Annotated in this window: 25 protein-coding genes; 13 read left to right on the forward strand and 12 right to left on the reverse strand. The window is 61.6% G+C overall.

The genetic code is table 11. The features are described 5' to 3' along the window. Nucleotides 1-16: 16 nt before the first annotated feature. Nucleotides 17-889 (reverse strand): pyridoxal kinase PdxY, encoded by an 873-nt coding sequence (gene pdxY / locus ACXHGZ_RS21780; RefSeq protein WP_480461502.1) that lies wholly within the window; start codon nucleotides 887-889, stop codon nucleotides 17-19. Nucleotides 890-1005: 116 nt separating this feature from the next. Here pdxY and ACXHGZ_RS21785 point away from each other — a divergent pair, with 116 nt between their 5' ends. Continuing rightward, nucleotides 1006-1398: a DUF3301 domain-containing protein gene (locus ACXHGZ_RS21785; protein ID WP_324813489.1), complete on the forward strand. Its 393-nt coding sequence runs from the start codon at nucleotides 1006-1008 to the stop codon at nucleotides 1396-1398. Here the strand turns inward: ACXHGZ_RS21785 and ACXHGZ_RS21790 are convergent, their stop codons facing one another. Together ACXHGZ_RS21790 and zigA are read right to left on the reverse strand one after the other, a co-directional pair. Next, nucleotides 1399-2367, reverse strand: a complete 969-nt coding sequence (locus ACXHGZ_RS21790; RefSeq protein WP_480461504.1) for a CobW family GTP-binding protein — start codon at nucleotides 2365-2367, stop codon at nucleotides 1399-1401. It abuts the gene before it with no gap. 79 nt (nucleotides 2368-2446) lie between these two features. Next, nucleotides 2447-3652 carry a zinc metallochaperone GTPase ZigA gene (gene zigA, locus ACXHGZ_RS21795; protein ID WP_480461506.1) on the reverse strand — a complete coding sequence of 402 codons (1206 nt, stop codon included), beginning with the start codon at nucleotides 3650-3652 and terminating at the stop codon, nucleotides 2447-2449. A gap of 113 nt (nucleotides 3653-3765) precedes the next feature. On the opposite strand from zigA, the gene folE2 reads away from it, so the two are divergent. Then, nucleotides 3766-4653: a GTP cyclohydrolase FolE2 gene (folE2, locus tag ACXHGZ_RS21800; protein ID WP_480461508.1), complete on the forward strand. Its 888-nt coding sequence runs from the start codon at nucleotides 3766-3768 to the stop codon at nucleotides 4651-4653. Nucleotides 4654-4656: 3 nt separating this feature from the next. On the opposite strand, the gene ACXHGZ_RS21805 is transcribed toward folE2, so the two are convergent. After that, on the reverse strand, nucleotides 4657-5184 hold the full coding sequence (locus ACXHGZ_RS21805) for a DUF3617 domain-containing protein (protein ID WP_480461510.1): 528 nt from the start codon (nucleotides 5182-5184) through the stop codon (nucleotides 4657-4659). Nucleotides 5185-5311: 127 nt separating this feature from the next. Between ACXHGZ_RS21805 and cls the strand changes: the two genes are divergently transcribed. Continuing rightward, nucleotides 5312-6751 (forward strand): cardiolipin synthase, encoded by a 1440-nt coding sequence (cls, locus tag ACXHGZ_RS21810; RefSeq protein ID WP_480461512.1) that lies wholly within the window; start codon nucleotides 5312-5314, stop codon nucleotides 6749-6751. Between the two features lies 1 nt (nucleotide 6752). On the opposite strand, the gene cfaB is transcribed toward cls, so the two are convergent. Further along, nucleotides 6753-7937: a C17 cyclopropane fatty acid synthase CfaB gene (gene cfaB, locus ACXHGZ_RS21815; RefSeq protein ID WP_480461513.1), complete on the reverse strand. Its 1185-nt coding sequence runs from the start codon at nucleotides 7935-7937 to the stop codon at nucleotides 6753-6755. 209 nt (nucleotides 7938-8146) lie between these two features. On the opposite strand from cfaB, the gene lpdA reads away from it, so the two are divergent. From lpdA to ACXHGZ_RS21840, 5 genes are all read left to right on the forward strand, one after another. After that, nucleotides 8147-9547, forward strand: coding sequence for a dihydrolipoyl dehydrogenase (gene lpdA / locus ACXHGZ_RS21820; RefSeq protein WP_224457464.1), 1401 nt, complete (start codon nucleotides 8147-8149; stop codon nucleotides 9545-9547). 211 nt (nucleotides 9548-9758) lie between these two features. Further along, complete coding sequence (gene choX / locus ACXHGZ_RS21825) at nucleotides 9759-10697, forward strand: choline ABC transporter substrate-binding protein (protein WP_480461516.1); 939 nt, start codon at nucleotides 9759-9761, stop codon at nucleotides 10695-10697. Continuing rightward, nucleotides 10694-11653, forward strand: coding sequence for an alpha/beta hydrolase (locus ACXHGZ_RS21830; RefSeq protein WP_480461518.1), 960 nt, complete (start codon nucleotides 10694-10696; stop codon nucleotides 11651-11653). Before choX ends, ACXHGZ_RS21830 begins: the two co-directional genes overlap by 4 nt. Nucleotides 11654-11820: 167 nt before the next feature. Next, nucleotides 11821-12600, forward strand: coding sequence for an MbnB/TglH/ChrH family RiPP precursor modification enzyme (locus tag ACXHGZ_RS21835; protein ID WP_480461519.1), 780 nt, complete (start codon nucleotides 11821-11823; stop codon nucleotides 12598-12600). After that, nucleotides 12597-13358 carry an HvfC/BufC family peptide modification chaperone gene (locus ACXHGZ_RS21840; protein WP_480461521.1) on the forward strand — a complete coding sequence of 254 codons (762 nt, stop codon included), beginning with the start codon at nucleotides 12597-12599 and terminating at the stop codon, nucleotides 13356-13358. Before ACXHGZ_RS21835 ends, ACXHGZ_RS21840 begins: the two co-directional genes overlap by 4 nt. Here ACXHGZ_RS21840 and ACXHGZ_RS21845 read toward each other — a convergent pair. The 7 genes from ACXHGZ_RS21845 to ACXHGZ_RS21875 form a co-directional block, all read right to left on the reverse strand. Further along, on the reverse strand, nucleotides 13355-15307 hold the full coding sequence (locus ACXHGZ_RS21845) for an aconitase family protein (protein ID WP_480461523.1): 1953 nt from the start codon (nucleotides 15305-15307) through the stop codon (nucleotides 13355-13357). The two genes, ACXHGZ_RS21840 and ACXHGZ_RS21845, sit on opposite strands and share 4 nt — an antisense overlap. A 90-nt stretch (nucleotides 15308-15397) precedes the next feature. Continuing rightward, nucleotides 15398-16609, reverse strand: coding sequence for an MFS transporter (locus ACXHGZ_RS21850; protein ID WP_480461525.1), 1212 nt, complete (start codon nucleotides 16607-16609; stop codon nucleotides 15398-15400). 43 nt (nucleotides 16610-16652) lie between these two features. Beyond that, complete coding sequence (locus ACXHGZ_RS21855; RefSeq protein ID WP_480461527.1) at nucleotides 16653-17690, reverse strand: cyclase family protein; 1038 nt, start codon at nucleotides 17688-17690, stop codon at nucleotides 16653-16655. A gap of 55 nt (nucleotides 17691-17745) precedes the next feature. Next, complete coding sequence (locus tag ACXHGZ_RS21860; RefSeq protein ID WP_480461528.1) at nucleotides 17746-18390, reverse strand: glutathione S-transferase family protein; 645 nt, start codon at nucleotides 18388-18390, stop codon at nucleotides 17746-17748. A gap of 18 nt (nucleotides 18391-18408) precedes the next feature. Beyond that, a complete protein-coding gene (locus tag ACXHGZ_RS21865) occupies nucleotides 18409-18624 on the reverse strand; it encodes a tautomerase family protein (RefSeq protein ID WP_480461530.1) in 216 nt (71 codons plus the stop codon). A gap of 13 nt (nucleotides 18625-18637) precedes the next feature. Next, the gene (locus ACXHGZ_RS21870) at nucleotides 18638-19810 is read right to left on the reverse strand and encodes an aminotransferase class I/II-fold pyridoxal phosphate-dependent enzyme (RefSeq protein ID WP_480461531.1); all 1173 of its coding nucleotides are present in this window, start codon (nucleotides 19808-19810) and stop codon (nucleotides 18638-18640) included. A gap of 26 nt (nucleotides 19811-19836) precedes the next feature. Next, nucleotides 19837-20901, reverse strand: a complete 1065-nt coding sequence (locus ACXHGZ_RS21875; protein ID WP_480461534.1) for an iron-containing redox enzyme family protein — start codon at nucleotides 20899-20901, stop codon at nucleotides 19837-19839. Between the two features lie 270 nt (nucleotides 20902-21171). Between ACXHGZ_RS21875 and ACXHGZ_RS21880 the strand changes: the two genes are divergently transcribed. The 5 genes from ACXHGZ_RS21880 to bufA1 all read left to right on the forward strand — a co-directional run bounded on the left by ACXHGZ_RS21880 (nucleotide 21172) and on the right by bufA1 (nucleotide 26688). Then, entirely contained in the window at nucleotides 21172-22071 is a 900-nt protein-coding gene (locus ACXHGZ_RS21880; RefSeq protein ID WP_480461536.1) for a LysR substrate-binding domain-containing protein, read from the forward strand. A gap of 93 nt (nucleotides 22072-22164) precedes the next feature. Then, nucleotides 22165-23598 (forward strand): 3-isopropylmalate dehydratase large subunit, encoded by a 1434-nt coding sequence (leuC, locus tag ACXHGZ_RS21885; RefSeq protein ID WP_480461538.1) that lies wholly within the window; start codon nucleotides 22165-22167, stop codon nucleotides 23596-23598. Beyond that, a complete protein-coding gene (gene leuD, locus ACXHGZ_RS21890) occupies nucleotides 23595-24245 on the forward strand; it encodes a 3-isopropylmalate dehydratase small subunit (RefSeq protein WP_480461540.1) in 651 nt (216 codons plus the stop codon). The genes leuC and leuD overlap by 4 nt, the downstream gene beginning before the upstream one ends. Before the next feature lie 95 nt (nucleotides 24246-24340). Next, a complete protein-coding gene (locus tag ACXHGZ_RS21895) occupies nucleotides 24341-25294 on the forward strand; it encodes a LysR family transcriptional regulator (RefSeq protein ID WP_480461541.1) in 954 nt (317 codons plus the stop codon). Further along, nucleotides 25291-26688, forward strand: coding sequence for a BufA1 family periplasmic bufferin-type metallophore (gene bufA1, locus ACXHGZ_RS21900; protein ID WP_480461542.1), 1398 nt, complete (start codon nucleotides 25291-25293; stop codon nucleotides 26686-26688). The genes ACXHGZ_RS21895 and bufA1 overlap by 4 nt, the downstream gene beginning before the upstream one ends. The last annotated feature ends 3 nt before the right edge of the window (nucleotides 26689-26691 follow it).

The following is a 26691-nucleotide window of genomic DNA, read 5'->3' on the forward strand; positions in this document are numbered from 1 at the left end:
CAGCAGCTGGAGAGACCTAGATCGCCAAACGTTGCGCCTCGAAGCGCACGCGCGGATGGGCGATACGATCCTGGGCTCGCACCAGCTGCAGTTCGTAGCTGGCGCAGGCCTGGGTTTCCAGCAGCACCTCATGCACGGCCGCAGCGGTGAACTCGAAGGCCTGGACCCAGCTCTCGCCCAACAATACCCGTGCCAGGAACAGCCCCGAGGTCAGATCACCCACGCCTACCGGCTGGCGCGGAAAGGCCAGCAGCGGTCGGCGCAGGTGCCAGCAGCCTTCGCCGGTAACCAGCAGCATCTCGAAGCTATCCTCGGCGCGCCCCGGGTAGGCCAGGTGCTTGACCAGCACCACCTTCGGGCCGCGTTCGAGAAGGCCGCGGGCCATGCCTACGCAATCGTCCAGGGACTGGGCCCTGCGGCCACAGAAACTGTCCAGCTCGAGCTGGTTCGGGCAGAGGATGTCCGCGACCGAAGCGGCCTCATCGAGCAGGAATTCGCTCACCTCCTCCGGGACGATGCAGCCTTTTTCCGCATGGCCCATGACCGGGTCGCACAGGTACAGCGCCCTTGGGTTCACCGCCTTGATCCGCTGCACACCCGCCAGGATCGCACGCCCTTGTTCGGCACTGCCCAGGTATCCGGACAACACCGCGTCGCAGTGACCCAGCTCGCCGATGTTGGAAATGCCTTCCACCAACGCAGGAATTTGCGCTGGAGCAAGCACTTCGCCGGCCCACTGGCCATACTGGGTATGGTTGGAGAACTGCACGGTATTGAGTGGCCAGACATTCACGCCGACCCGTTGCATGGGGAACACCGCCGCGCTGTTTCCGGCATGGCCGAAGACCACGTGGGACTGGATGGCAAGCAGATGCGGTGTACGTTTCATGCGATTTCCCAAAGCTGTTTCAAAAGTATGCGGCGCGCAGTATGAACCCGATTACCACCTGTACGACAGGCCAGGGACACAGTTAAGCTGGACCGACCTGTTTGGAGCATAAGCAAATGTTGACCCTGGAGAACCTGTTCGTCCTAATGGTGGTAGCCGCCGCCGGCGCCTGGTTATGGCACAACCATGGGCTACGCGAGAAGGCGCTCGCGCGGGTCAAGCAGCATTGCGCCAAGCTCGACCTCGAGTTGCTCGACGATAACGTCGCGCTCAAGCGCATCGGGTTCGTACGCGACGCCAACGGGCGCAAGCGCCTGGCTCGTATCTATGGGTTCGAATTCACCGTCACCGGCGAGCAACGCCATCCGGGTACCGTCACCCAATTCGGCGCCCACACCCTGCAGATCGAACTGGCACCCTACCCGTTCGAGATCAAGACGCCACCCAGATCGGACAACGTCATCGAGATGCAGCAGTGGCGCCAGGAACACAACCGCTGGCATAACTGATCAGTCATCCAGGCAGCAGGCAGCCAATGCGGCCTTCAAGCTGTCCAGCGGCTGGGGCTGGTCGAAGATCAGTTCCAGCCGCGTGTCCTTGCGCCATTCGCTCGGCTGCCAGCTCAGTTCCTCGCCGTTGAGGGCGTTGAACGACTGCCAGCCAATCGCGCTGTGGATAACACCTTTGGCCCGTCGCCACCGCCAGGCTTGCAGAAACCGCTCCAAGCGGCCCGAGTCGAAACGCTGCGTAGGGTGCCAGCGCCAACCAATACTCCATCCCCCCTCCCCGGCCTGAGCGAGACAGATAGGTTGGCGTGGATCGGGCCAAAGCACGTTCAAGGCGGGCGCAGGTTCATCCACCGGTGATTTATCCACAGATTCTGTCAATGCAAGAGCGCTGCTCGGTAGATGATCCAACGCAAATGCCCCATGCTCTGTCCAATAGGCTGGCAAATGGGGCAATCGAGCACTTATCAACAGGCGGTTTTGTTCATCCACAGACGCCGATTTGTTGAAGACCAGCACTCCGGCAGCCGCCAAGGCCGTCTGTTGTGCTTCCGGCAATGGCTCGCCACGTGCCAAGGCCTGGGTATCCAGGACCATCAGCAGCGGCTGCACTGCCAGCACACCTGACCACGGGGCCAGCCGGAGCTGGTCAAGCAACTGCACCGGGTGGCCAAGCCCGGACGGTTCGATGAACAAGCGGTCGGGCCTGGCCTTGCGCAGCAAACGCCCCAGGCCGACTTGAAACGGCATGCCATTGACGCAACACAGGCAGCCACCGGCGACTTCACCAATGGCAATACCCTCGTTGTCACGGCTCAGAAGCGCCGCATCCAGGCCCACCAGGCCGAACTCATTGACCAGGACCGCCCATCGTTCATTCGAAGGGCGCTGGGCCAACAGCTGACGTATCAGGCTGGTCTTGCCCGCGCCCAATGGGCCTGCGATCACATGGGTAGGGATGTTCTGCAGCATGGGAAAGTGCCTGGAAAAAGCGGTCGTCCCACTATGCCCCTTCGATCAAGCCCGTCAAGCGTCCTTGATATCCACAGGCTCAAGCCACCTCTTCATACCAAGGCCCGAAAGGGTCGTTGAAACGAAGCCAGGCCATTTCGCCCAACGCCATTTCCTCGTCGGTCAACAAACACGCTTCCAGTTCTGTGGATAACTGTTTGAAGTCGACGTTTTGGCCGATGAATACCAGCTCTTGCCGGCAATCACCGCTTTCGGCTGCCCAATGCTTGAGGATCGCGGCAGTACTCTCCTCGTCCTGTGGCCAGTGCTCTCGTGGAACGAAGCGCCACCAACGTCCTGCCATGCCATGGCGCATCATGCCACCGGCCTGGGACCAGCTGCCCGCCTCCTGGAACTTGCTGGCCAGCCAGAAGAACCCCTTCGAACGCAGCAAGCGGCCATTGGTCCACTCGCTGTGGATAAAGTCGTGGAAGCGCTCAGGGTGAAAAGGCCGACGAGCTTGCCAAGTGGTGGCCGCAATCCCGTATTCCTCGGTTTCCGGCACGTGCTCGCCACGCAATTCCTGTAGCCAGCCAGGGGCCTGGGCCGCCTGTTCGAAGTCGAACAGGCCGGTGTCGAGGATGCGTTCCAGCGGCACCTGGCCCATGACCATGGGGATGATCTGCGCCCGGGCATTGAGGCTGCGCAGGATAGCCATCAGTTCTTCGCGTTCATGCTGGCTGATCAGGTCGATCTTGCTGAGCAGCAGCACATCGGCGAATTCCACCTGTTCGACCAGCAGGTCAGTGATCGAGCGCTCATCCTCCTCGCCCAGGGTTTCGCCGCGGCTGGCCAGGCTGTCGGCGGCCTGGTAGTCACGCAGGAAGTTGAGGCCGTCGACGACCGTGACCATGGTGTCCAGGCGCGCCATATCGGACAAGCTGCGCCCCTGCTCGTCACGGAAGGTGAACGTTTCGGCCACTGGGAGGGGTTCGGAAATACCGGTGGACTCGATCAATAGATAGTCGAAACGCCCCTCACGCGCCAGCTTCGCCACTTCCTCGAGCAAGTCCTCGCGCAAGGTGCAGCAGATGCAGCCATTGCTCATTTCCACCAGCTTCTCTTGCGCCCGGTTGAGGCTGACGTTTCGCTGTACTTCGCTGGCGTCGATGTTGATTTCGCTCATGTCATTGACGATCACGGCCACCCGCAGGTTTTCGCGATTGCGCAGTACATGATTGAGCAAGGTGCTCTTGCCGGCGCCCAGGAAGCCGGACAGCACGGTGACAGGGAGACGGTTGGGCATGGGGGACCTCATCGGGCAAAGGCATTCGAAGCGATGCGTTGCATACGTTATATTATAACAATACAATTTCGCCAAGCCCGTGCGCCGCTGCTGCATTCACCAGGATCGCCAAGATGACCAGCCTGACCCTTCCCGATATCGCCACCCAAACCCAACCTCATACGCTCCCCCTGGACTGGGTTGGCATGCAGGGCATCGCCTTGCCGTTACGCTATGAAGACCGCGTTCTCTGCGGGCAAGCAGACGTCGGCGTCAATCTGGAAGATGGTGTTTCACGAGGGATCCACATGTCGCGCCTGTACCTGGCGCTGGAAGCCCTCGAGCAGGCCGAGCTGAATCCGCTGTCGTTACGCCGGTTGCTGGCCGACTTCCTCTCGACCCATGAGGGGTTATCGTCTGCGGCCTATGTGAGCCTACGGTTCGATCACCTACTGAAGCGGCCCGCCTTGGTCAGCCCCTTGGCGGGCTGGAAGAGCTATCCCGTTACCCTTGATGCGAAGATCGAATATGAAATGTTCCACGTGGAACTATCCGTTGTGGTGCCGTATTCATCCACTTGCCCTTGCTCCGCCGCGCTTGCCCGGCAGCTGATTCAACAGCAATTTCTCACCGACTTCCCCACACAAATGCCCGACCAAGCCGCAATGTTGGAATGGCTAGGCAGCAACCAGGGCATCGTCGCCACGCCACACAGCCAGCGCAGCCAAGCACATGTCCGCGTTCAACTACGGGATAACCTAGCTCAACTGCCGATTACCGAACTGATCGACACGATCGAGGCAGCCTTGGGCACAGCCGTGCAGACCGCGGTAAAGCGCGCCGATGAACAGGCATTCGCCTTGGCCAATGGCCAGAACTTGATGTTCTGCGAGGACGCCGCGCGATGGCTGCACCAGGCATTGCGTGGAGTGGACTGGACGGCTGGCTTCAGCCTGCGTGTGGAACATGCAGAAAGCCTGCATGCCCACGATGCGGTTGCTGCCAGCCAATACCGCTGGTGATGCTCAGCTGCGTGGCTTTACCGCACCACAATCACTGCCCAGCCAAACGGCCCGGGTGTTCATGCTGCCGTGCTGCTGTACACCGGAGGCATTGAAGGTACCGCTGACCTGGGTCAGGAATTCTCGATCGCTGAGGAAGGTTGCCTGACCGTTACCTTGGGCTCGTGGGCAGTTGAACTGGAACTTCCATACGTTGCCCGTACGCTCGGTGATCTTCTGGGTGCAGCCGGACTGAGGGTCCTGCAAGGGGATGTCATCAGTCTTGACCTGCTCAGGCGTGAGGCACGAACGCACGCCTTTTCCCGCCAGGGTGATCCCCTGCTTGGCCAATACCCCTTCCATCATGGCTCGCTGCTCCGGTGGCAGGTTCTTCAGCTGCCCGAGCATGAACTCCATATTGGGTAACGGCTTACCATCGACCTGCATGTTACTGGTGGTCAGTTCCCACAAGCCCGGTTGCAGCATCTGCGCTTGCACCAATGGCGCACCCAGGCCCAATGCCAGGGCCAACAATGGCAGACGAATCTTCATGGATGAATGCTCCTCGAAAGACCGGCTACTGGCCGGTTGAGCCTTAGACGCCATTTCCGCTTCCGGGTTGCAAGGCGGGCCTGGAACATGCTCTGTTATCCCGGTGCTCTCAGCAAGCAGGATGCGTATGGACTACCACAGCCCCTATTTTTTCGGCTATGTACTCGGCCTGATTCACTTGCTCGGCATCGTCGCCGCGCTGCATGCCGTATTCACCGTACGCACCGCCCAGGGCGCGATCGCCTGGGCCATGTCGCTCTTCTTCATTCCTTACTTCACACTGATTCCTTATCTGGTCTTCGGTGCTCGCTCCTTCTATGCCTACATCCAGGCCAGGCGCCAGGCCAATCAGGAGATGCACGTGGCCATGGCCAACCTCAATTGGCGGCCCTGGGTGGAGGAAGCCCTGACGGCACGCGAGTCGCTGAGTTATGCCGCCCTACGCGCGATGCCCAAGCTGGGGCCCATGCCCTGCCTGGCGAACAACGAGGTGAAGCTGTTGATCAACGGCAAGGCCACCTTCGACGCGATCTTCGCCGCCATCGCCGAGGCACGCCAAGCGGTCCTGGTGCAGTTCTTCATCATCCATGACGACACCCTCGGCCGAAAGCTGCAACAGCTACTGCTGCGCAAGGCCGCCGAGGGGGTGCGCGTCTATGTGTTGTACGACCGGGTGGGCAGCCATGCGCTGCCGGCCAGCTATAGCCAGGCCCTGCGCGATGGAGGTGTGCAGATCCATGCCTTCGCCACGCGCCGCGGCTGGTTCAACCGCTTCCAGGTCAATTTCCGCAACCATCGCAAGATCGTGGTGGTCGATGGCTTGCTGGGCTTTCTGGGTGGACACAACGTCGGTGACGAATACCTCGGCGAACATCCCCGGCTATCGCCTTGGCGCGACACCCATGTACAGGTCAGCGGCCCAGTGCTGGCCTGCCTGCAGGAGTCGTTTGCCGAGGACTGGTATTGGGCCGCGCGTGAATTGCCGCCACTGATCCTGCCCGACACCTACCCGGAAAACGGTGTGCTGTGCCAGGCATTGGCCAGCGGCCCGGCCGATGCCCAGGAAACCTGTGCGCTGTTCTTCCTCGAAGCTATCCACTCGGCCACCCGCCGGGTATGGATCACCAGCCCCTACTTCATCCCCGACGAAGCGGTATTCGCGGCACTGCGCCTCGCGGTGCTGCGCGGGGTCGATGTACGTATCCTCATTCCGGCACGGCCGGACCACCGTATCGTCTACGCCGCCTCCAGCCTGTTCGCGTTCGAGGCGGTACGTGCTGGTGTAAGAATGTTCCGCTACCAGCCAGGGTTCCTGCACCAGAAGGTGGTGCTGGTGGATGACGAGGTCAGTGCGATCGGCAGTGCCAACCTGGATAACCGTTCATTCCGGTTGAATTTCGAGATCACACTGCTGACCGTGGACCGCACCTTCGCCGACCAGGTCGAGGCCATGTTGCTGAAGGATTTCGAAGAGGCCAGGGAGATCAGTGCCGACGACAGCCGCGATACGCATCGCCTGCAACGGCTCGGGATGCGTATCGCGCGGCTGATATCGCCGATCCTTTGAGTTAACGGTAGAGGTCTTCGCGGGTCCAAGGCAGGTCGTGGTGCCCGTCTGCATAAGGCTTGACCGCGAGGATCTGGTGTAGGTTGATCCAGCCCTTGGAGAAGGCATAGGCACAGCCGGCCAGGTACAGTCGCCAGATGCGCAAAGTCTTCTCCGGCACCAGGGCGGCCGCCTTGTGCAACTGGTTCTCCAGGTTCTCGCTCCAGTGGTTGAGGGTCTTGGCGTAGTGCAGGCGCAGGCTTTCCACGTCAACGATTTCAAGCCCTGCTTCGCAGATACGCGCACTGATCATCGACACATGCGGCAGCTCGCCATGGGGGAAGACATAGCGGTCGATGAACTCACCCGCCCCCCGCCCTACCGGGCGCCCATCCACGTGCTTGGCCGTGATGCCGTGGTTCATCACCAGGCCGCCTTCGCGCACGGCACCGAACAGCTTCTGGCAATACAGCTCGAGGTTGGCATGGCCGACGTGCTCGAACATACCGACACTCACCACCTTGTCGAACCGTCCATCCTGGGGCAGGTCCCGGTAGTCGAGGATCTGCAGGTCGACCTGATCGGCCAACCCTTCTTCCTTGACCCGTTGGCGGCCCAGTTTCAGCTGCTCCTTGCTCAGGGTGATGCCGAACACCTTGGCGCCATACTCACGCGCGGCGAACCGCGCCAGCCCACCCCAACCACAGCCTACGTCGAGCAGGTAGTCACCGGCCTGCAGGCGCAGCTTGCGGCACAGGTGGTCGAACTTGTTCTGCTGGGCCTCGTCGAGGGTGTTGTCCGGTTCGCGGAAGTAGGCACAGGAATAGGCCATGTCCTGGTCGAGCCAGAGCTGGTAGAACTCGTTGGACAAGTCATAGTGGTAGGAAATGGCTTCAGCGTCCGTGTCCTTGTCATGCGCGGTACGCGTAGGGGGTGTTTCGTCTTCGTCCTCCAGCAAGGCTTCGCTGAGCTCGTCGCAGACCCGGATGACTTCCCCGATATCGCCTTCGAGCTCAAGCTTGCCTTCGACAAAGGCGGCACCCAGTTCATCCAGGCTCGGATGGGTCAGCTGGGAGATCAGCTGAGGCTCCTTGACCAGGATGGTGACCTGCGGGCTCGGCCCCAGGTCGAACTGGTTGCCGTCCCACAGCTTCAGACGCAAAGGCAAGTGCAAGCTCTGCAACGCAGGTGGAAGTTGCGCAAGCATGAATGACCCTCCCTTTCATTTTTCCAGACGTCGCGCCTCTAATTGGGACGTCACCGGGAACAGGGTAGTTCATTCGTGGGAAGTTTCCGTGAATGCAGACCTTGGTCTAGAAGCATCCGAAACAAATTGAAGGCATTTTTGTATACAACTTTCCTTGTGCAGACTAATCTTGTGGCCCTCTTGCGCTTCTTCACTCCTGGAGTAAACCCATGAAATCCTATGATGTGGTGATCATTGGCGGCGGCCCCGGTGGCTATAATGCAGCGATCCGCGCCGGTCAGCTGGGCATGAGCGTCGCCTGTGTGGAGGGTCGCTCGACCCTCGGCGGCACCTGCTTGAATGTCGGCTGCATGCCATCCAAGGCGCTCCTGCATGCGTCGGAGCTCTACGAAGCAGCCACCGGCGAGGAGTTCGCCCACCTGGGAATCGAGGTCAAGCCTACGCTCAACCTGGCCCAGATGATGAAGCAGAAGGACGAAAGCGTGACCGGCCTGACCAAGGGCATCGAATACCTGTTCCGCAAGAACAAGGTCGACTGGGTCAAGGGCTGGGGCCGCCTCGACGGCGTCGGCAAGGTTATCGTCAAGGCCGAGGACGGCAGCGAGACCACGTTGCAGGCCAAGGACATCGTCATCGCCACCGGCTCCGAACCCACCCCGCTGCCAGGCGTGACCATCGACAACCAGCGCATCATCGACTCCACCGGCGCCCTGTCGCTGCCCCAGGTACCCAAGCACCTGGTGGTGATCGGTGCCGGCGTGATCGGCCTTGAACTGGGCTCGGTGTGGCGCCGCCTGGGTGCCGAAGTGACCGTGATCGAATACCTGGACCGTATCTGCCCCGGTACCGACGAGGAAACCGCCAAGACCCTGCAGAAAGCCCTGGCCAAGCAAGGCATGGCCTTCAAGCTCGGCAGCAAGGTGACCCAGGCCACCCCATCGGCCGACAGCGTCAGCCTCACGCTGGAACCTGCAGCCGGCGGCGCGGCCGAAACCCTGCAGGCCGACTACGTGCTGGTGGCTATCGGCCGCCGCCCTTACACCCAAGGCCTGAACCTGGAAAGCGTCGGCCTTGAAACCGACAAGCGCGGCATGCTGGCCAACGAGCATCACCGTTCCTCGGTGCCAGGCATCTGGGTGATCGGCGATGTCACGTCCGGCCCGATGCTGGCGCACAAGGCCGAGGACGAGGCGGTCTCCTGCATCGAGCGTATCGCCGGCAAGGCCCACGAGGTCAACTACAACCTGATCCCAGGCGTCATCTATACCCGCCCGGAACTGGCCAGCGTCGGCAAGACCGAAGAACAGCTCAAGGCCGAAGGCCGCGCCTACAAGGTCGGCAAGTTCCCCTTCACCGCCAACAGCCGCGCCAAGATCAACCATGAAACCGAAGGTTTCGCCAAGGTCATCGCCGATGCCAACACCGACGAGGTGCTGGGCGTGCACCTGGTGGGCCCAAGCGTGAGCGAGATGATCGGCGAGTTCTGCGTGGCCATGGAGTTCTCCGCCTCGGCCGAGGACATCGCCCTCACCTGCCACCCTCACCCGACCCGCTCCGAGGCACTGCGCCAGGCTGCGATGAACGTGGATGGCATGGCCATGCAAATCTGATCGCATCGAAACGAGGGTGCATCAAAAGGGCGAACACAGGTGTTCGCCCTTTCTTTTTTTCCTGCTCGGCTAAGGTTTCCACGGTCGCCACCGTGCAACTGCGAGTCGCCTCAGTGCGATTTTTTATTTCAGGCTGCCCGTAACGTGAGCGACAGCCACCGCTGCGCGGGGCCCCACGACATAACAACGATAACGTCCCGAGGGAGAAGTCATGAAGCGATCGATCACAGCGGCCACCTGCGCTGCGTTGTTGAGCGTTGCCAGCGGTACCTGGGCCGCCGAGCCGGCCGCCTGCCAGAACGTGCGCATGGGCTCGGTGAACTGGACCGATGTGGTCGCCAGCAGCGCAGTGGTCGAGGCCCTGCTCGACAGCCTGGGCTACAAGGTCAAGCAGACCAGCGCCTCGCAGCAGATCATCCTCGCCGGCATGGCCGAGAAACGCCTCGACATCTTCCTCGGCTATTGGCAGCCGACCATGCAATCGGTAGCCAAGCCCTACCTCGACAAGCAGCAGATCGACGTCATCAGCCCAGCCACCTTGAGCGATGCGCAGTCCACCTATGCCGTCCCCACCTACGCCTATGACGCAGGCCTGAAGACCTTCGCCGATATCGCCAGGTTCCGTGACAAGCTGAACAACCGAATCTACCTGATCGAACCGGGCAGCGGCATGAACCGCATCACCCAACAGATGATCGACCAGGACAAGTTCGGCCTCAAAGGTTTCCAGGGCGTGGAGTCCAGCGAGGCCGGCATGCTCACGGCGGTAAAGCGCGCCGTCAATCAGCAGAAATGGGTGGTGTTCGCCGGCTGGAAACCACACCCGATGAACCTGCAGATCGACATGAAATACCTCTCCGGCAGCGACGATGCGTTCGGCCCGAACGAAGGTTCTGCCACGGTCTCGATCATGACCGCCGCCGGCTACCAGCAGCAGTGCGGCAACGTTGCCAAGCTGCTGCACAATCTGCGCTTCACCAGCGAGGGCGTCAGCCAGGTGATGGAACCCATCCTGGACCGCACCGCGCCGCTGGAGGCCGCCCGCGCCTGGCTCAAGGCCCACCCTGAGCAGGTATCGACCTGGCTCGCCGGGGTGACCACCTTCGAGGGCAAACCGGCCGACGCAACGCTGGTCGCCAGCCAGCAATGACCCCATACCCTCTGTCGGCCGGCATGACGGCCTTCATCGAGCGCACCCGCGCCTTCGCCGTGGCCGACTCGTCGCTCGCCGCTCAACGCACGGCCTATTCGCGCATGGCAGCGGCCTTCACCCCACCGGCCCCGGCAGGCGTGCAGGTACGCGACCTGAAGCGTGTCCAGTTGCCACCGTTGCGGTTGTTCTACCCAGCCCGCCCGGCGCCGCCGGGCGGTTGGCCCACCGTGCTGTTCCTGCATGGAGGCGGCTGGATGCTCGGCGGCCTCGATTCGCACGCGTTCTTCTGTACAGAACTGGTCACGCGGCTAGGTTTGCTCGTAGTCGCGGTGGATTACCGGCTAGCACCGGAACATCCCTTCCCCGCCGCACTGGAGGACAGCCTCGCGGCCTGGCATGCATTGCGTAATGGCCTTGTCGGCGAGCCTGTGGACTGCGCGCGCATGGCAGTGGTCGGCGACAGCGCCGGTGGCAACCTCGCCGCTGCCTTGTGCCTGGCGTTACGGGATGCCGATGAGCAGCAGCCCTGCGCCCAGGTATTGATCTATCCAGCCCTTGGTGACGAGAACACTGCTTCGCGACGCGAGTGCGCCGATGCGCCGCTGTTGTCCAGCGAGGACCTGCAGGCGTGCCTGGACGCATACCTGCCCGAACTCACCGGGAGCTCTCTGGCATTGCCATTGCGCGCGCATGATTTGCGCGGGCTGGCACCAGCCTTTATCAGCGTCGCCGAGTTCGATCCCCTGCGTGACGATGGGCGACTGTATGCCGAGCGGCTACGTGGCGATGGGGTGGCTGTGGATTATTTTCCAGGCCACGGGCTGGTGCATGGGTGCTTGCGGGCGAGGGGTTTGCCAGAGGTGGAGCGCTTGTACGAGGCGTTGTTCGAAATGCTGGCAGGTAGGATGACCTGTCCGGCACAAAGCGTTCAGCAGTGGCCTTCTGTGCGTTGATGAGGTTGGCATGGATCTGAACGGGCTTGCTGCGCTTGCACGTCTCCCATGCCCAATCGGCAGGGGGCCACTCGCTGTTCGCCGTGCTGCCCATGCTAGGCTAGCCCCCTTACCCTTAGCGGCTCACCGACATGACACAGCCCATTATCGGAGTAGGATTACGGCCTTTGCATTACCAGGCTTTTCTCGACAGCCAGGTCGAGGTGGACTGGCTGGAGGTACATGCCGAGAATTACTTCGCCGACGGTGGCTGGGACCGCCATGTCTTGGAGCAGATCGCCCAGCGCTACCCGCTTAGCCTGCACGGCGTTGGCCTGGGGCTGGGCTCGCTGGACAACCCACCGCAAGCCGCTATCGAACGACTGGTAGCGCTATGCTCGGCACTGCGCCCACTTAAGATTTCAGAACATCTGTGTTGGAACAGCCATGGCGGCCGCCATTTCAATGACTTGCTGCCGCTGCCTATGGTCGACGCCACGCTGACGTTGCTGGTGCCGCGCTTGATCCACATACAGCAGCGCTTGGACCGGCAATTGCTGATTGAAAACCTTGCCCCCTTGTTGCGCTATCGCATGGATCAGTACAGCGAAGCCCGTTTGCTATGTGAATTGGCTCGACGCAGCGGCTGCGGCATTTTGCTGGACTTGAGCAACTTGTACGTTAACGAGCACAACCATGGCGAGAGCGCATTCGAAGCACTCGACAATATCGAGCCGGGCTTGGTCGGCGAAATTCACCTGGCAGGCTTCAGCAGACAACAGGGGCGGTTGATCGATGATCATGGCTCGATGATCGAGCCGCCAGTGTGGGACCTGTATCAACACGCCCTGCGCCGGTTTGGCCCAGTGCCTACGATGATCGAGTGGGACGTGCGCCTGCCTGGTCTGGATGTCTTGCTGGGGCAGGTCGAGATCGCCCGCACGCTGGCCGCGCGTTGCCTGGCGTGACACTGGAACAACTGGCTCGCCTGCAGGCGGATTTCGCCGCTGCCTTGAACGGCTCCGATGAGACCGCGCTGGAGGCTTGGATCACATCAGACCAGGCACGCCAGGGCATCGACCATTATCGGCGACGTCTGGCCGCCCAGCAGCAACGCACCTTGGGCCTGATCTATCCGAAGTTGCGTGAGCAGCTGCCGGCCATGGTCTTTGCGCAGCTGTGCGAACAATATGGGCGCAACCATCCGTCCACCGAAGGCGACCTGGGCTTATTTGGTGACCGACTTGGGGATTTTCTCGAGCAACAGCCTGCCTTTGGCAGAGGGTCGGACTTGGCCATGCTGGCTCGCCTGGAGTGGGCCGTACACTGCTGCAACCGTGCAGCCAATAGCCCTGCCTTGAGTTCGACGGAGATCCTCGCCGCCGGCCAGGCAGGCCTGCAGCGCGGAGTAGGGCTGCATCCGGCCTGTCAATTGCTGAACAGTTCCTGGCCGGCCTACCACGCGTATGCTCGTTTGACGCCTGAAGACGCGCAGCAAGCGCTACCGCAATTTCTCGTGCATCGGCGGTGCTGGCAGGTAGGGGTACGCTGGGTGCCGCCTTATGAATATGCCGCGCTCCAGGCACTGCAAGTGGGTTGCTCGTTGGAAAAGGCGATACTGGTCGCCTATGACCACCACCCTGTCGATTACCCCGATGCGCAGCGCATCGAGCAAAGCGGCGCATTGTTGCGCCGCTGGGCGATGGATCAGCTGTTGGTGGGTTAGCCTGCTGCCGCAGCATAGCGGCTTTGCAACTGCGTAAAGCTGGTCAGGCTGCCTGCCAGGGCACTTGCCGCCACGGTATAGGGGCTGGCAAGCCATACGCTGCCCGGCCCTGAACGTCCAGGGAAATTGCGGTTAATGGCGCTGACAGTCACCTGGTCAGCTGAAGTCGACTGGCCGGGTCCACAGTTCGCGCAGGCGCCACAGCCCGGCATGATCAACTGCACACCGGCCTGGCGGAAGGTTTCCAGGTAGCCTTGGTCCCGGCAATAGTCATGCACATCGGCGGTACCGAACTGGAGAAAGAACCTGGTGTGCGACGCCGGCACGATGCCGTTGGCCTGGGCCCACTGGATCACCTCGTGATAGGCGTCGAAATCGCTGCGCTTGCCTGCCGTGCAGGAGCCGCCATAGGCGATGTCTACCCGCACTGGGCCGGCCACGTCGGAGATTGCCACACCATTGCCGGGGTCGCCGGGCGCCGCTAGCATCACACCCACTTGCGACGCATCGATTTGCAGCACATCTCGGTACACAGCGTCCGGGTCGCTGCTCATCCACGGTTCCAGCTGTACCTCGACGCCGCGCCGTTCGCGCAGGAACTCCACGACCTTATCGTCTGGCTCGACAATACCTGTCATACCACCCAACTCGGCCACCATATTGGTGAGGGTCGCTCGTTCATCGACGCTCATCCTGCGGACAGCCGAGCCGCCGAACTCGAATACACACCCGATGGCCTTGCCCTGGCGTATGAAGGCCAGGCGCAGCAGGTGCAGCACCAGGTCCTTGGCCATGACCCCTTCGGCCAGTTCCCCACTGACCTCGATACGCAGCGTTTCCGGTACTTTGCAGCGTACGTGCCCGGTGTGCCAGCTGTGGGTCATATCGCTGGCGCCCACGCCGAAGGCCAGGCAACCCAACGCCCCGGAGTGCGGGGTGTGCGAATCGGTGCCGATGACTACCTGGCCCGGCAAGGCATAGCGTTCGATCATCAAGGCATGGCAGATGCCTTCGGAGCCACCACGCTGCTTGTCCGCACCATGGCTGCGCACCGGGTAGCGTCGGCTGAAACGCTCGTGGCCATCGACCAGGTGGCGGATGCCAGGCAATAGGTTCTGCTCGATATGCGGCACGCTTTCGCTGGCCAGGACCAGGTGGTCCTCGAAGGTGATGATGCTCTGCGGATCGACCAGCGATGCCGGCTCGCCATAGGCCTGATGCAGCAGGTGCGCGCACATGCCGGTGAAGTAGTCGTGGCTGAAGCGCAGGTCGGCGCGGATGAATACGCCAGCGCCCCTTTCAGGCTTCGGTGACTGGGCATGGAGGTGGCGTTCAATGATCTTTTCCACCAGCGTTTTTTGCCCAGCCGTTCGCGACGCTGGAGCCCCTCCGTTGACCGACCAGTCCAGGCTACGGCTGTACCTGAGCAGGCCGCCGCTGCGAATAATCTGCTGGGTCAGCTCATCACGCCCCTCCAGGAATTCCTCGAGGTAGATAGGTTCGCCAGCAGCGATCCGATCGAGCACACCGAAGTCCGTGGTGGTCAGGATGCCCAGATTGTCGCAGTTCTGCTGGTAGATACGCTCGAAGCTGCGAGCCACGATCAGGCGGATACCCGCCGACAACTCGGCCAGCGGTGAAGATTCACGGGAAGACCCCTTACCATAACGGCTGCCCGCCACCGTGACGCTGAAACCACCCTGGCGGACCTGATCGACGCCGACCGGCAGCGTGTCCGCTGACTTGAAGCCTACATAAGGAAAGCGACCGAGACGCTCATCATAGTCGAGCATCACGGTGACCGGCGTGATCTCGTCGGTGGAAATGTTGTCTCTGAGCGGTTCGGCCTGGGCGAGGCTGAAGTCCTCGCCTTGCAATTGCCGCTGCATGATCTGTGGGTCATCGCTCAGGTAAAGAATGCGTCCTGCCAAGTTGATGGTGGTATTCATAGTAATCCTCCGTACCACCACCTTAATGGATTACCTGGTTGCTCAAGCTGCCAAATGGGCACTGCAGCAGTGCCCAAACATCATGCTGGGTCAGCTGTCACTGAGTGAGGTCTTGTTGCCGTCCATTTGGCCGCGCAACAACAGCAACAAGCACCAGCCGGCCGTTGCCAGCAGCACCAGGCTGGTGGCACCGAAGACGAAACGCAGGCCCAGGGAACCGGCGGCGAAGCCACCCAATATTGGGCCGGCGACCTGCCCAAGGTACTGGGCCGAGGTGGAGTAGCCGAGCATCTTGCCGACCCTGTGCGCGCCAACGTTCTGCCGGATCACCGCCGACACGCAGGGGATCAGCCCTCCCAGCGCCAGCCCCATCGCCAGGCGCAAGGCGACCAACTGCCAGGCCTCAGTGACCAGCGCCTGGGGAATCAACAGCAAGCCGGCAATGGTCAGGCACAACACGATGACCTTCAAGGCACCGATGCGATCAGCCAATTTCCCAAGGCGTGGTGCCGAAAGGATGCTGCCCAGGGCCGATGCCGCCATGCAGAGGCCGGCCAGCGGCGTGACCGACTGTGCACTCACGCCGAGGCTGCGCACATACAGTGTGATGATCGGCTCGATCGACATGTTGGCCATCATCAGGATCATGGCCACCAGCAGCATGGTGAGGACGATGGACATGTCTGGTCGCACCGCGGCCTCGCTGGCGACAGTGGTCTTGCTGGTCTTCGTCAGCACCTTGGACGACGTGATGAACAAGCAGGTGGCCAAAAAGTTGAAGAAGATCAACCCGCTGGCCCCAAGGAAGATGGTACGGATATCGACGATGTTGGGCAGCACCCCGCCAAGCAGCGGGCCGACCAAACCGCCAGCCATGATCCCGGAGGACAGTACGCCCAGCGCCCAGGCCGAACGGTCCTTCGGCGTTTGCGCTGCCACCAGCACGTAGGAACCAGAGGTGTAGCCACCCGCCAGGCCGACCAGCAGGCGCAGTGCCACCAGTTGCTCGACACTCTGTGCCATGCCGATCAGGCCCATGCTGATCACCATGCCGAAACTTGCCCGGATCAGGTTCTGCCGGCTGCCGTAGCGATCCGCCAGGTGTCCCCAGAGTGGCGCCACCAAAGCTGCGCTGAAGAAGGTCGCGGCGTAGGCGATGCCCGACCAGCGGGCAATCTCGGCATCGCCTGTGACGCCCAGGTGCTCCACATAAATGGGCAGGAACGGCAGCAGCACGGTCATGGCAACAATGTTGATGAACGATCCAAAAAAACAGATTGCCAGGTTACGTTGCCACTGCATTGCCTTCGCTCCTGCGATACGGTTTGAAAATGTCTTCGGCCTATCAGACCGTTGCCACAGGTGTAACGGGTGAAGCGACCGCACCCGTCAGCCTTAGCGGCGGGGCGGTCAACAGGAAGCGGCTACGCCCATTCGCGCGCAACCAGTGCGCCAGCGGCGTCAGGTGCCACAATTCACCGAGGTGGATGCCAAGCTTGAACAGGCACAGGTTGTGCAACGGCAGAATCGGGTAGGCCGGCAGGTCCAGCTTGTCCATCGGGTCATAGGCCTCGACCGCATGATTGTCGGCGGCAATGGCGGCGATACCGCTGCTGCTCACCCATTCCAGCAGTTTCGGATCGCGTCCGTCCAGCTCGACGCACGAGCGCTCCAGCAAATGCACATCAGGGTCTCCCCCCATATCCACCAGCATCTGGGCGAAGCCGGTATGGAAGAGAACGATGTCGCCCGGCTCGACTTCAACGCCATCGAGCTCCATCACCTTCAAGATGTCCTCGAACCCGACGCGCCGTCGCTGCCGGCCGAAATGCGCTTCCAGATCGATCAGCACGCCGCGCCCCTGCACGCCCGTCGCAGCCATGTGCTCAACCCCCAGCACCTTGGCCGGCGTCGCTGGCAGTTGCCCTTCGGCATCCGGCTCACGCACCACCTCGCCGAATACATCTGGGGTGGCGGCGAAACCGTTGTAGTAGCAGCTTTGCAGTTGCCCGTCGCCATGCAGGTCGTACAAGCTGCCGACCTGCGCCAGGCTGTCCCACTGGGTGGAATACTGCGTGCACAAGGTAACGGTGTGATCACAGAGCACATCGGTCCAGTGCGGGTCGTCCTGGCAGAGGTGGTAATCGATGTTGGATTGCTCGTTGCGTGTGACCGGCTTGAGCACTGGCGGTTGCCGGCGCGGGTTCCATTTCGAACCACCGGGCAGGTCCAGCGGTAGGCTCAGGCAGAACGAGCGGCCCTCGCGTACCTCGGCGACCCCTTGCAGGACCTTTGCCGGCGTCAGCAGGTTCAGCCTGCCGAGTTGGTCGTCGGCACCAAAGTCGCCCCAGTTGGCACCCTCGGGACGTGTCTTGTATCGCATTGACTGTTCTCCAGGAAAACACACAAGTGGCGATGCATGCATCGCCACCTGATCTTCACTTGTGCCCGCTAGGGTCTTGTTCCGGCGGTAGCACGGCATAACGCTTGAAGCCTGGTCGCTCGCTGATGCGTGCGTACCATGCGGCCAGGTGCGGTGCGTCGGGCTTGTTGTCGAGCTCGAACGTTTCGTAGGTCTGAGCAAGCACGCCCAAGGCAATGTCAGCGATGGTGAAATGCTCACCGGTGACGTACTGCTTGCCTTGCAGGTATTCGTCGAGGATCAGCCAGTTGCGCGCGATGCGCTCGGACTGCACCTTGATCGCGGCCAGATCGCGCTTGGCCGGTTCGGTGCGGATCAGCGAGGTGAACAGTGGCACGATGTCCGGCCACAATGCGCCCATCGACCAATCGAGCCAGCGGTTGACGTCAGCGTGCAGGCGAGGCTCGAGCGGGTACAGAGTGTCATTGCCGTACCGACGAGCCAGATAGCGCATGATTGCGTTGGATTCCCACAGTACGAACTCATCGTCCAGCAGTGTCGGCACCAGCCCGTTGCGGTTCAACCGCAGGTATTCCTCTTCGTGGGTACGACCATACTGCCGGCCGGCGTCGATACGCTCGAAGTCCAGGCCCAGATCTTCCAGGCACCAAAGCACCTTCTTCACGCATAGGCCTCGTTCACGCCCCCAAACTGTCAGCATGTCTGCTTCTCCTTGTTATCAGCGATTGGTCTTTGCAAAACGGCTGCGGTACTCCGGCACGGCAACGCCGGCCAGGCCCCAGTTGTCGACATTGATCTCATCGATCACCACGGTCGTGGTGTGCGGGTTCTTGCCCAGCACTTCCTGCAACACGGTGGTCACACCAGCGATCAGCGCTTGCTTCTGTTCACGCGTGACACCTTCATCGGTGACCTTGATATTCACGTACGGCATGCAACCTCCTATTTCAGGCAATCTGGCCCAGGGCCTTGACCAGCTTGGTCATGGCTCGCTCGAGCAACTCCGGTTTCTGGGCGAAGCAAATGCGCAGGTAGCCTTCTCCATCGCTGCCGAACGCCGTGCCAGGGGCCAGCGCCACGCCGTGTTCGCGCACCAGGTTCAATGCGAATTCATGGCTATTGCGCAGGCCGCGCACCTTGAGAAAGGCATAGAACGCAGCCTGGGGCGGGCTGTAGACGACATTGTCGAGCCCGGCCAGGGCGTTGCTGACGATGGCCCGCCCACGCTCGCAATAGGCCCTGAAACCCTCGACGAAGTCGGTATCGGCCAAGGCAGCCATGGCAGCCAACTGGTTGAACGGTGCCACCCCTGAATGGGTCAGCTCGATCACCTCGCCGATCACGTCGCGCTGGCCCTGCGGCAGCACCAGCCAACCGACCCGGAAGCCGGTCATGGCCCAGCCCTTGCTGAAGCTGTTGCATACGATCAGGCGGTCGTGTTCGTCCGCCACTTCGAGCATGGAAGGCGCCGCAGTCCGGCCGTCGTAGGTCAGGCGGGAATAGACTTCGTCACTCACCACCCAGACGCCCTGAGCCCGGCACATCGCCAGAATGCGACGCAGCTGATCCTTGCTTGCGGTCCAGCCGGTGGGATTGTTCGGTGAATTCACCACCAGCACCTTAGCCCCCCACAGCGCGGCTTCGAGTTCTGCAAGGTCGAGGACGAAGCCGCCGACGCCCTGGCGCAGTGCCACCCGCCTGACCCGTGCACCACGTAACTCAGCCAAGTTGCAGGGGTTGGGCCAGCAAGGGCCGATCACCACTACGATGTCGCCGGCCTGGACCAGGCTGGCGAACGCCACGTTCAGCGCGGCCATCCCCGATGCCGTCACCGCGACGCGCGACTCGTCAACGGCCACCTGGTGCAGCCCGCAGAGGTAGCGCGCCAGCGCTTCACGCAGCGCTGGGATACCACGGATATCCGGGTAACGCGTATGCCCTTGCTGCAGCGCCTGGGTCAGTGCCTGTAGCGCGCTTGTCGGGCAAGGGTGGTCACTTTCGCCAAAACACAGGAAGTCCACCCCAGTGCGGGAAAATGCCTCACGGGCAACCCCTACCAGTTGCGAGCTTGCCAGACGTTCCAGCCCCAGCGATGCCGAAGCAGGACGCAGGGGCACCATGACAGGGCTTTCCATCGCACCGCCCCTCATGCCACGGCACTGTCGACGTGCGGCTGCACCACCTGCACATGGCCAAGCCCCGTGACCGTCTGCAACAGGCGGTCGAGATAGGCTTGCGACGAGCTCAGGCGGATCAGCGCACCGAACAGGATCTCCTTGATCAAGGCAGGATCGCGTCGGGCGGCGGGCTCAATCGCATTGTCGAACCAGCCCTTGCCATGGATGGCATCCACGCGGATATGCAGGTCATGGTATTCCACGCCCGCTTCGGGCAGGCCCAGGCGACGCCAACCGGCGACCATCTTCTTGAAACGGCGAGGGGCGAGGAATTCGGTGACGCCGAAGTAACCGATGGCCTTGTAATGGTGACGCGAACTCAAGGCCAGGCAGGCGGAAAGGTTGCCGCACAACAGGGCTTCGGGCAGCAGGATTCGGTCGATGTACGACTGGTCGATCCCCAGCGCAGTCAGCGCTTTGCTGAACAGGACCGTATGCACTTCGTCTTCCTGGCCATTGCCCATTTCATCGAAATAGTTCTTGGCAATTTCCATCTTCTCGGCACCGGTCACGCCAACCTGCATCAAGGCCAGGATGTCATCGAAACGTGGGTCCAATGTGGTTTCCTGGGCAAGGAACATCTTCATGCCCTCACGGCTGGCTTCATCTTTCAGGTAATTGAAGAAGGTATGAGAGCCGGCAGGGTGTTGAATGATGTATTGCTTCAGCCATTCGACGAACGCTTCACTGGTCGTGGGCAACTGATCAAATATATCAGCGGGAATCTTGGCAATTTCAGCCTCAAGTATCACCGGTTCCAGCAGGGCACAGACGTCGGAGAAAAGCGATGACACATCAATATCAACGGCATTGGCACCGGGCAAAGAAAAACGATACTCGTATATATTTGCCAATACCGCGTTAATCTTCTGCAGCGCTTCGGAATCTGCTGCAAGGCCCCGTTTCTGAAGGCTCTGACAAGTGTCCAAGATCGCCTGGCGAAGCGGCTGATCTAGCAGATAGGGTGTCCGCCCGGCGCTGCCGTGCGCCTGGTAGCCTTCGATAAACGTAAGCAGATCATCGACGTGATTCATAACCTTACTCTCCCTGGATAATCTCGAGCACGTTGCCCAACGGGGTTTATCGCGTTGGCGCACTCGTCGAATTCAGGGCGTACCTTAGCCAGACTCAAATGCGGTTAGCCATTCGCCAATTTTCAACAAGCCTCAACATCCGGCGCAGGTCCGTACTGCCAGCGGGCTAACAAAAGTTTCATTCGGCACGGGCACTGAGAGCTGCTACGATAATTCGCGCCTCGTGCCAATAACAAAACAACATAATATAAACAAGGATCGTTTATTACCGTGACCAATTTAACGCGTAAGTTCGACCTGACCTCGCTACGCCTATTTCTGGCGGTCTACCTAGAGCAGAACATTGCCCGCGCCGCGGAGCGAGAATGTATTACGCCCTCCGCCGTGAGCCGGCGGATCTCCGATCTCGAACTCCTCGTCGGCGCCCCGTTGATCCACCGTCAATCCCGAGGGATTTCGGTAACTCCGGTCGGCGAAATGCTCGCTCGCCACGCGCGCGCCGTGCTCGAAAGCCTGGAGAATCTCAACGCCGAGATTTCGCAGTTCCAAGTAGGTGCCAAAGGTTCTGTGAAGATTGCCGCCAACCTTTCGGCCATCGTGCAATTCCTGCCCGAGGATCTGGCATCTTTCCAGCGCTCGTTCCCGGAAGTGGACATCCGTGTGGACGAGATTGCCTCCGCCGAGGTATTGCGCAGTGTTGAAGAAGGCACCGCGGAAATCGGCATCTGCAATGCCCAGGACTTGCCCGCAAGCATGGAGGCACGGCCCTATCGCGCCGACCGCCTGGTGCTGATCGTGCCACCTCGGCATCGCCTGGCGTCACTCAGCTCGGTCGACCTGGGCTGTATCGTCCAAGAGCGCCTGGTCGGCCTGGGCCCGGAAACCAGCCTGATGAAACTGCTCAATCTTCAGGCCGCCGAGCAAGGCCTGACCCTGTCGTTGACCATCCAGGTGCGTAGCCTCGACGTGCTGTGCCGGATGGTCCATGCCGAGCTCGGTGTCGCCGTGGTGCCGCAACTGGTGGCTGAATACAACACCCGCGCGCTGGACCTGAAGATCGTGCCCATCGCTGAAGCCTGGGCAACCCGCAAGCTGATCGTGGTCTCACGCGATAGCGCCCGCCTGACTGCCACAGCCCGAGGACTGATCAGTTACCTCGCAGATCATTGACCTCAACAACCGGCATGGGAGCCATGTGCATATGACACGTCTGGCCTGCAGAAGCGTTGGTAACATTTTGAGACATCTGCACGGAGCACTCCCATGTCTCAAACGGCCACACCGCGGACCTTGTACGACAAGCTGTGGGAAACCCACCTGATCAGCACCAGTGTCGATGGCACTGGCCTGCTGTACATCGACCGTCATCTGATCAACGAAGTATCCAGCCCGCAAGCTTTCGAAGCGCTGGCCATGCGCGGCCGCTCGGCATGGCGCCCGGCCTCGAACCTGGCCATCGCCGATCACAACGTACCCACCGGCCCGCGTGACGGTAGCCCCATCAGCGACCCGTTCTCGCGACTGCAGGTGCAGACCCTGGCCAGCAACGCCCACCGCAACGCGATCAGCTATCTGGGCATGGATGATGTACGCCAGGGTATCGAGCACGTGGTTGGTCCGGAGCAAGGCGCCACGTTGCCGGGCATGACCGTGGTATGCGGCGACTCGCATACTTCCACCCATGGAGCCTTCGCCTGCCTGGCCTATGGTATCGGCACGTCGGAAGTCGAGCATGTGCTGACCACCCAGACCTTGTTAGCGCGCAAGATGAAGGTCATGCGCGTCCAGATCGACGGCCCGCTGGGGATGGGGGTTACGGCCAAGGATGTAATTCTCGCCGTAATCGGCGTGATCGGTACCGGAGGTGCCACCGGCTGCGCCATCGAATATTGCGGCACCACCATCGCCGCCATGTCGATGGAGCAGCGCATGACCGTATGCAACATGTCGATCGAAGCAGGCGCACGAGCAGGTATGATCGCTTTCGATCAGACCACCCTTGATTACGTACGCGGCAAGCCCCTGGCCCCAACCGGTGCGCAATGGGACCAGGCCGTGGCGTACTGGCAAACACTGCATTCGGACCCGGATGCGCATTTCGACCACAGCGTCTTCATAGACGCCCGACAGATCAAGCCACAGGTCACCTGGGGAACTTCACCGGAAATGACCAGTGCGATCGACGGCTGCGTACCCGACCCGTTGCAGGAACAGGACCCCGTCAAGCGCGAGGGTTACAAGAAGGCCCTGGCCTACATGGGCCTTGCCGCCGGCACCCCGATCAGTCAGATACAGCTGGACAAGATCTTTATCGGTTCGTGCACCAATTCACGCATCGAGGACCTGCGCGAGGCAGCGGCTATCGTCAATGGCCGTCAGGTGGCCAGCAGCATCAAGCGAGCCATGGTGGTACCCGGTTCAGGCTTGGTGAAGCGCCAGGCTGAAGCGGAAGGCCTGGACGCCATCTTCAAGGCTGCCGGCTTCGAATGGCGTGAGCCCGGTTGCTCCATGTGCATGGCCATGAACGATGACCGCCTGTCTCCCGGCGAACGCTGTGCATCCACTTCCAACCGCAACTTCGAAGGCCGACAGGGTCAAGGCGGACGTACCCATCTGGTCAGCCCAGCCATGGCTGCCGCCGCCGCCGTTACCGGCCACTTCGTCGATGTTCGTGGATTTCACAGGAGCCAGCAATGAACCCGATCAACACATTGCAAGGCATCATTGCGCCCATGGACCGCGCTAATGTGGATACCGACGCGATCATGCCCAAGCAGTTTCTGAAATCGATCCGCCGTTCCGGCTTCGCTGCGAACCTGTTCGACGAATGGCGCTATCTGGATCACGGCGAACCAGGGCAGGACTGCTCGACCCGCCCGCTCAACCCGGACTTCGTCCTCAACCAGCCACGCTATGCAGGCTGCTCGATCCTGCTGGCGCGTACCAATTTCGGTTGCGGCTCGTCACGCGAGCATGCCCCCTGGGCGCTGGAGCAGTATGGTTTTCGGGTGCTGATCGCCCCAAGCTTCGCCGACATTTTCTTCCAGAACTGCTTCAAAAATGGTCTGTTGCCGATCGCGCTGAGCGAAAGCGAAGTCGACTGGCTGTTCAGGTACGAAGCCCAGCACTCGCCCATGCAACTGCAGGTAGACCTGCCAGCCCAGACCGTGCAAACCATCGACGGCAGCTGGCGCGCCCGCTTCGAGATCGATGCCTTCAAGAAGCACTGCCTGCTCAACGGTCTGGACGACGTCGGCCTGACACTACAGCAGGAACAACAAATCAGAGACTTCGAAGCGGCCCACTTGGCGCGCTTTCCCTGGTTGCTGAAACGCCTGGCCTGAGGCCAGCACTGATACCTGAAGCCTGGAGCCAACAACAACCAGAGCCAGGCCACCTGATGGAAAAGCCGGCCGCCGGCCGCAAGCAAGGATTAGCCATGTGCCCGATTAGCCTCCTGTACCATGTTGACCTCGTTACCTTGAAACTGCTGCTCGCAATCAGTGAAGAAGGCACACTGACCCGCGCTTCGCGCCGGGAGGGTATCGCCCTCTCGGCCGCCAGCAAGCGCCTGGTGAGCCTGGAAAAGGCCTTGGGCGCTTCACTGTTCCTGCGCAACGGCCAAGGCATGCAACTGACTAGCGCGGGGCATACCCTGCTGCGCCATGCACGCCAGATGCTGCAAGGTGTACATGACATTCACCAAGATCTGGTCCGACAGTTGCCCGCCAACGACCGGGTGCGAATCATCGCCAGCCCATCAGCCATCGGTCAGTCGCTGGCCGCTGACCTGACCGACTACATGCAGGCTCACGGTCATGTGCGAATCGACCTGCAGGCCTGCGAAAGCGAGCAACTGGTCGATGTCATGGCATCCGGCGCAGCCGACCTGGCCATCTTCGTCTCATTGGACGGTACCGAACGGCTGCCGGGCGAGCCCTACCGCAGTGATCGCCTGGTACTGATCACCGCACCGGATCATCCGCTTGCCTGCGCCGGGCCTATTGATTTCGAACAGACCCTGACCTATCCCCATATCGGCATGCATGCCTACGCCTCGATCTACAAACGTTACGAAACCCTGCACCACGACGCCCCGGACATGCGCGGCCATGTGCCGGACGTCAAGTCGCTCTGCCGTATGGTGGCCACCAACCTCGGGATTGGCATCATGTCCGGGCGGCTTTATGAGGAAGTCAGCGAACATTTCGATCTGGTTGCCATCCCCCTGGAAGACGAATGGTCGGCGCATGACCTGCGCATCGCCGCCCTCGATAGCGAGCGGTTGTGCCCACCCGCCCAGGCTCTGTACAGCCATCTGCTGAGCCTGCAAGGCATGCCGCCACCTACATCGCTTGGCCACTGCCGTCCGGCAATGGCGGCGCGCTCATGAACGTACGCGAAATGCTGGTTTCAGTGGCACTTTCCGGCCTGACTGCGGCACACGCCCAGGCCACGCAGCCCCCACCCGACGCGATGGAAGTGTGTTATGGCGTGGCCATGCAGGGCCACAACGATTGCGCGGACACCGCCTGCTTCCACTCCTGCTCGGGTATGTCACAACACGACCGCGACCCGGGCGAATGGACCATGGTGCCCAAAGGTACCTGTATCAGCCAAGGTGGCCAGGTAGCGGCCCAGCCCAAGGCCTGTGCGACACCTCCGGCCACCAGCGGCCAGGTGGCCGACCTGGCTGCTGGTGGCGAACTGTACGCCGCTGGCGACCAGAGCGCCAAAGTCCCGGCCTGCAGCGCCTGCCATGGTGCGGCCGGGGTCGGCGGTGCGAGCGACTACCCGGCGCTGGCAGGGCAGAACGCCAGCTACCTGGCGAACCAGCTTCGGCATTTCAGAAGCGCCGAGCGCACCGACCCGGTGATGAACACCGCGACCCGCCACCTGAACGACACACAGATCGACAACCTGTCCGCCTACCTCGCCGCCCAGCAGCCGCTGACCGCCGTCGACAGGCATCAGGCGCAAGCGCTGCAACAGCAGCTCGAAGGTCATGCCCATGCCGGCCAGCCGCGCTTCAGCGATTGCGCGGTGGGTTGTCCCGAACTCATCGCTCTGCCCGCCGGCAGCTTCGTCATGGGTTCGCCTACGGATGAAGCAGGACGTTTCGGCAACGAACAACAGCATGTGGTCGCCATCGGCCAAGCATTCGCCATCAGCACGCGCCCCATCACCTTCGCTCAATGGGACCTGTGCCTGAGCGAAGGCGGTTGCGCCGGCTATCGCCCTAGCGACGAGGGGTTCGGCCGCGGCGAACGGCCAGTGATCAATGTCGGCACGGCGGATATCGCCCATTACATCACTTGGCTGCAGGACAAGACCGGGCAGCGCTATGCCTTGCCCAGCGAAGCGCAATGGGAATATGCCGCCAGGGCCGGGACCACCACCGCGCGCAGTTGGGGTAACGATATTGCCCGCCGTTATGCCAACTACGGCCAGGACGACTGTCCAGCACAAATACGCTGCCCAGGCCGAGCCGAAGGTGCTGATCAGTGGGTAAACACCGCGCCGACCGGCTCGTTCCCAGCCAACCCCTGGGGCCTGTACGACATGCTTGGCAACGTCTGGCAACGCACCGCCGATTGCTGGCACGCCGATTACACCGGCGCCCCCCGGGATGAACGGGCGTGGACCGAACCATTGTGCGAGCGCAGCGTGATCCGCGGTGGCTCCTGGAGCAACGTCCCCGCCTTCGTCCGCTCAGCCAGCCGTGCTGCATTCAAGCAAGACGGGCGTGCCCGCAACATCGGTTTCCGCCTGGCCCGCATCCTGTAGTCG

This window comes from Pseudomonas shiyinii, from assembly GCF_056725765.1.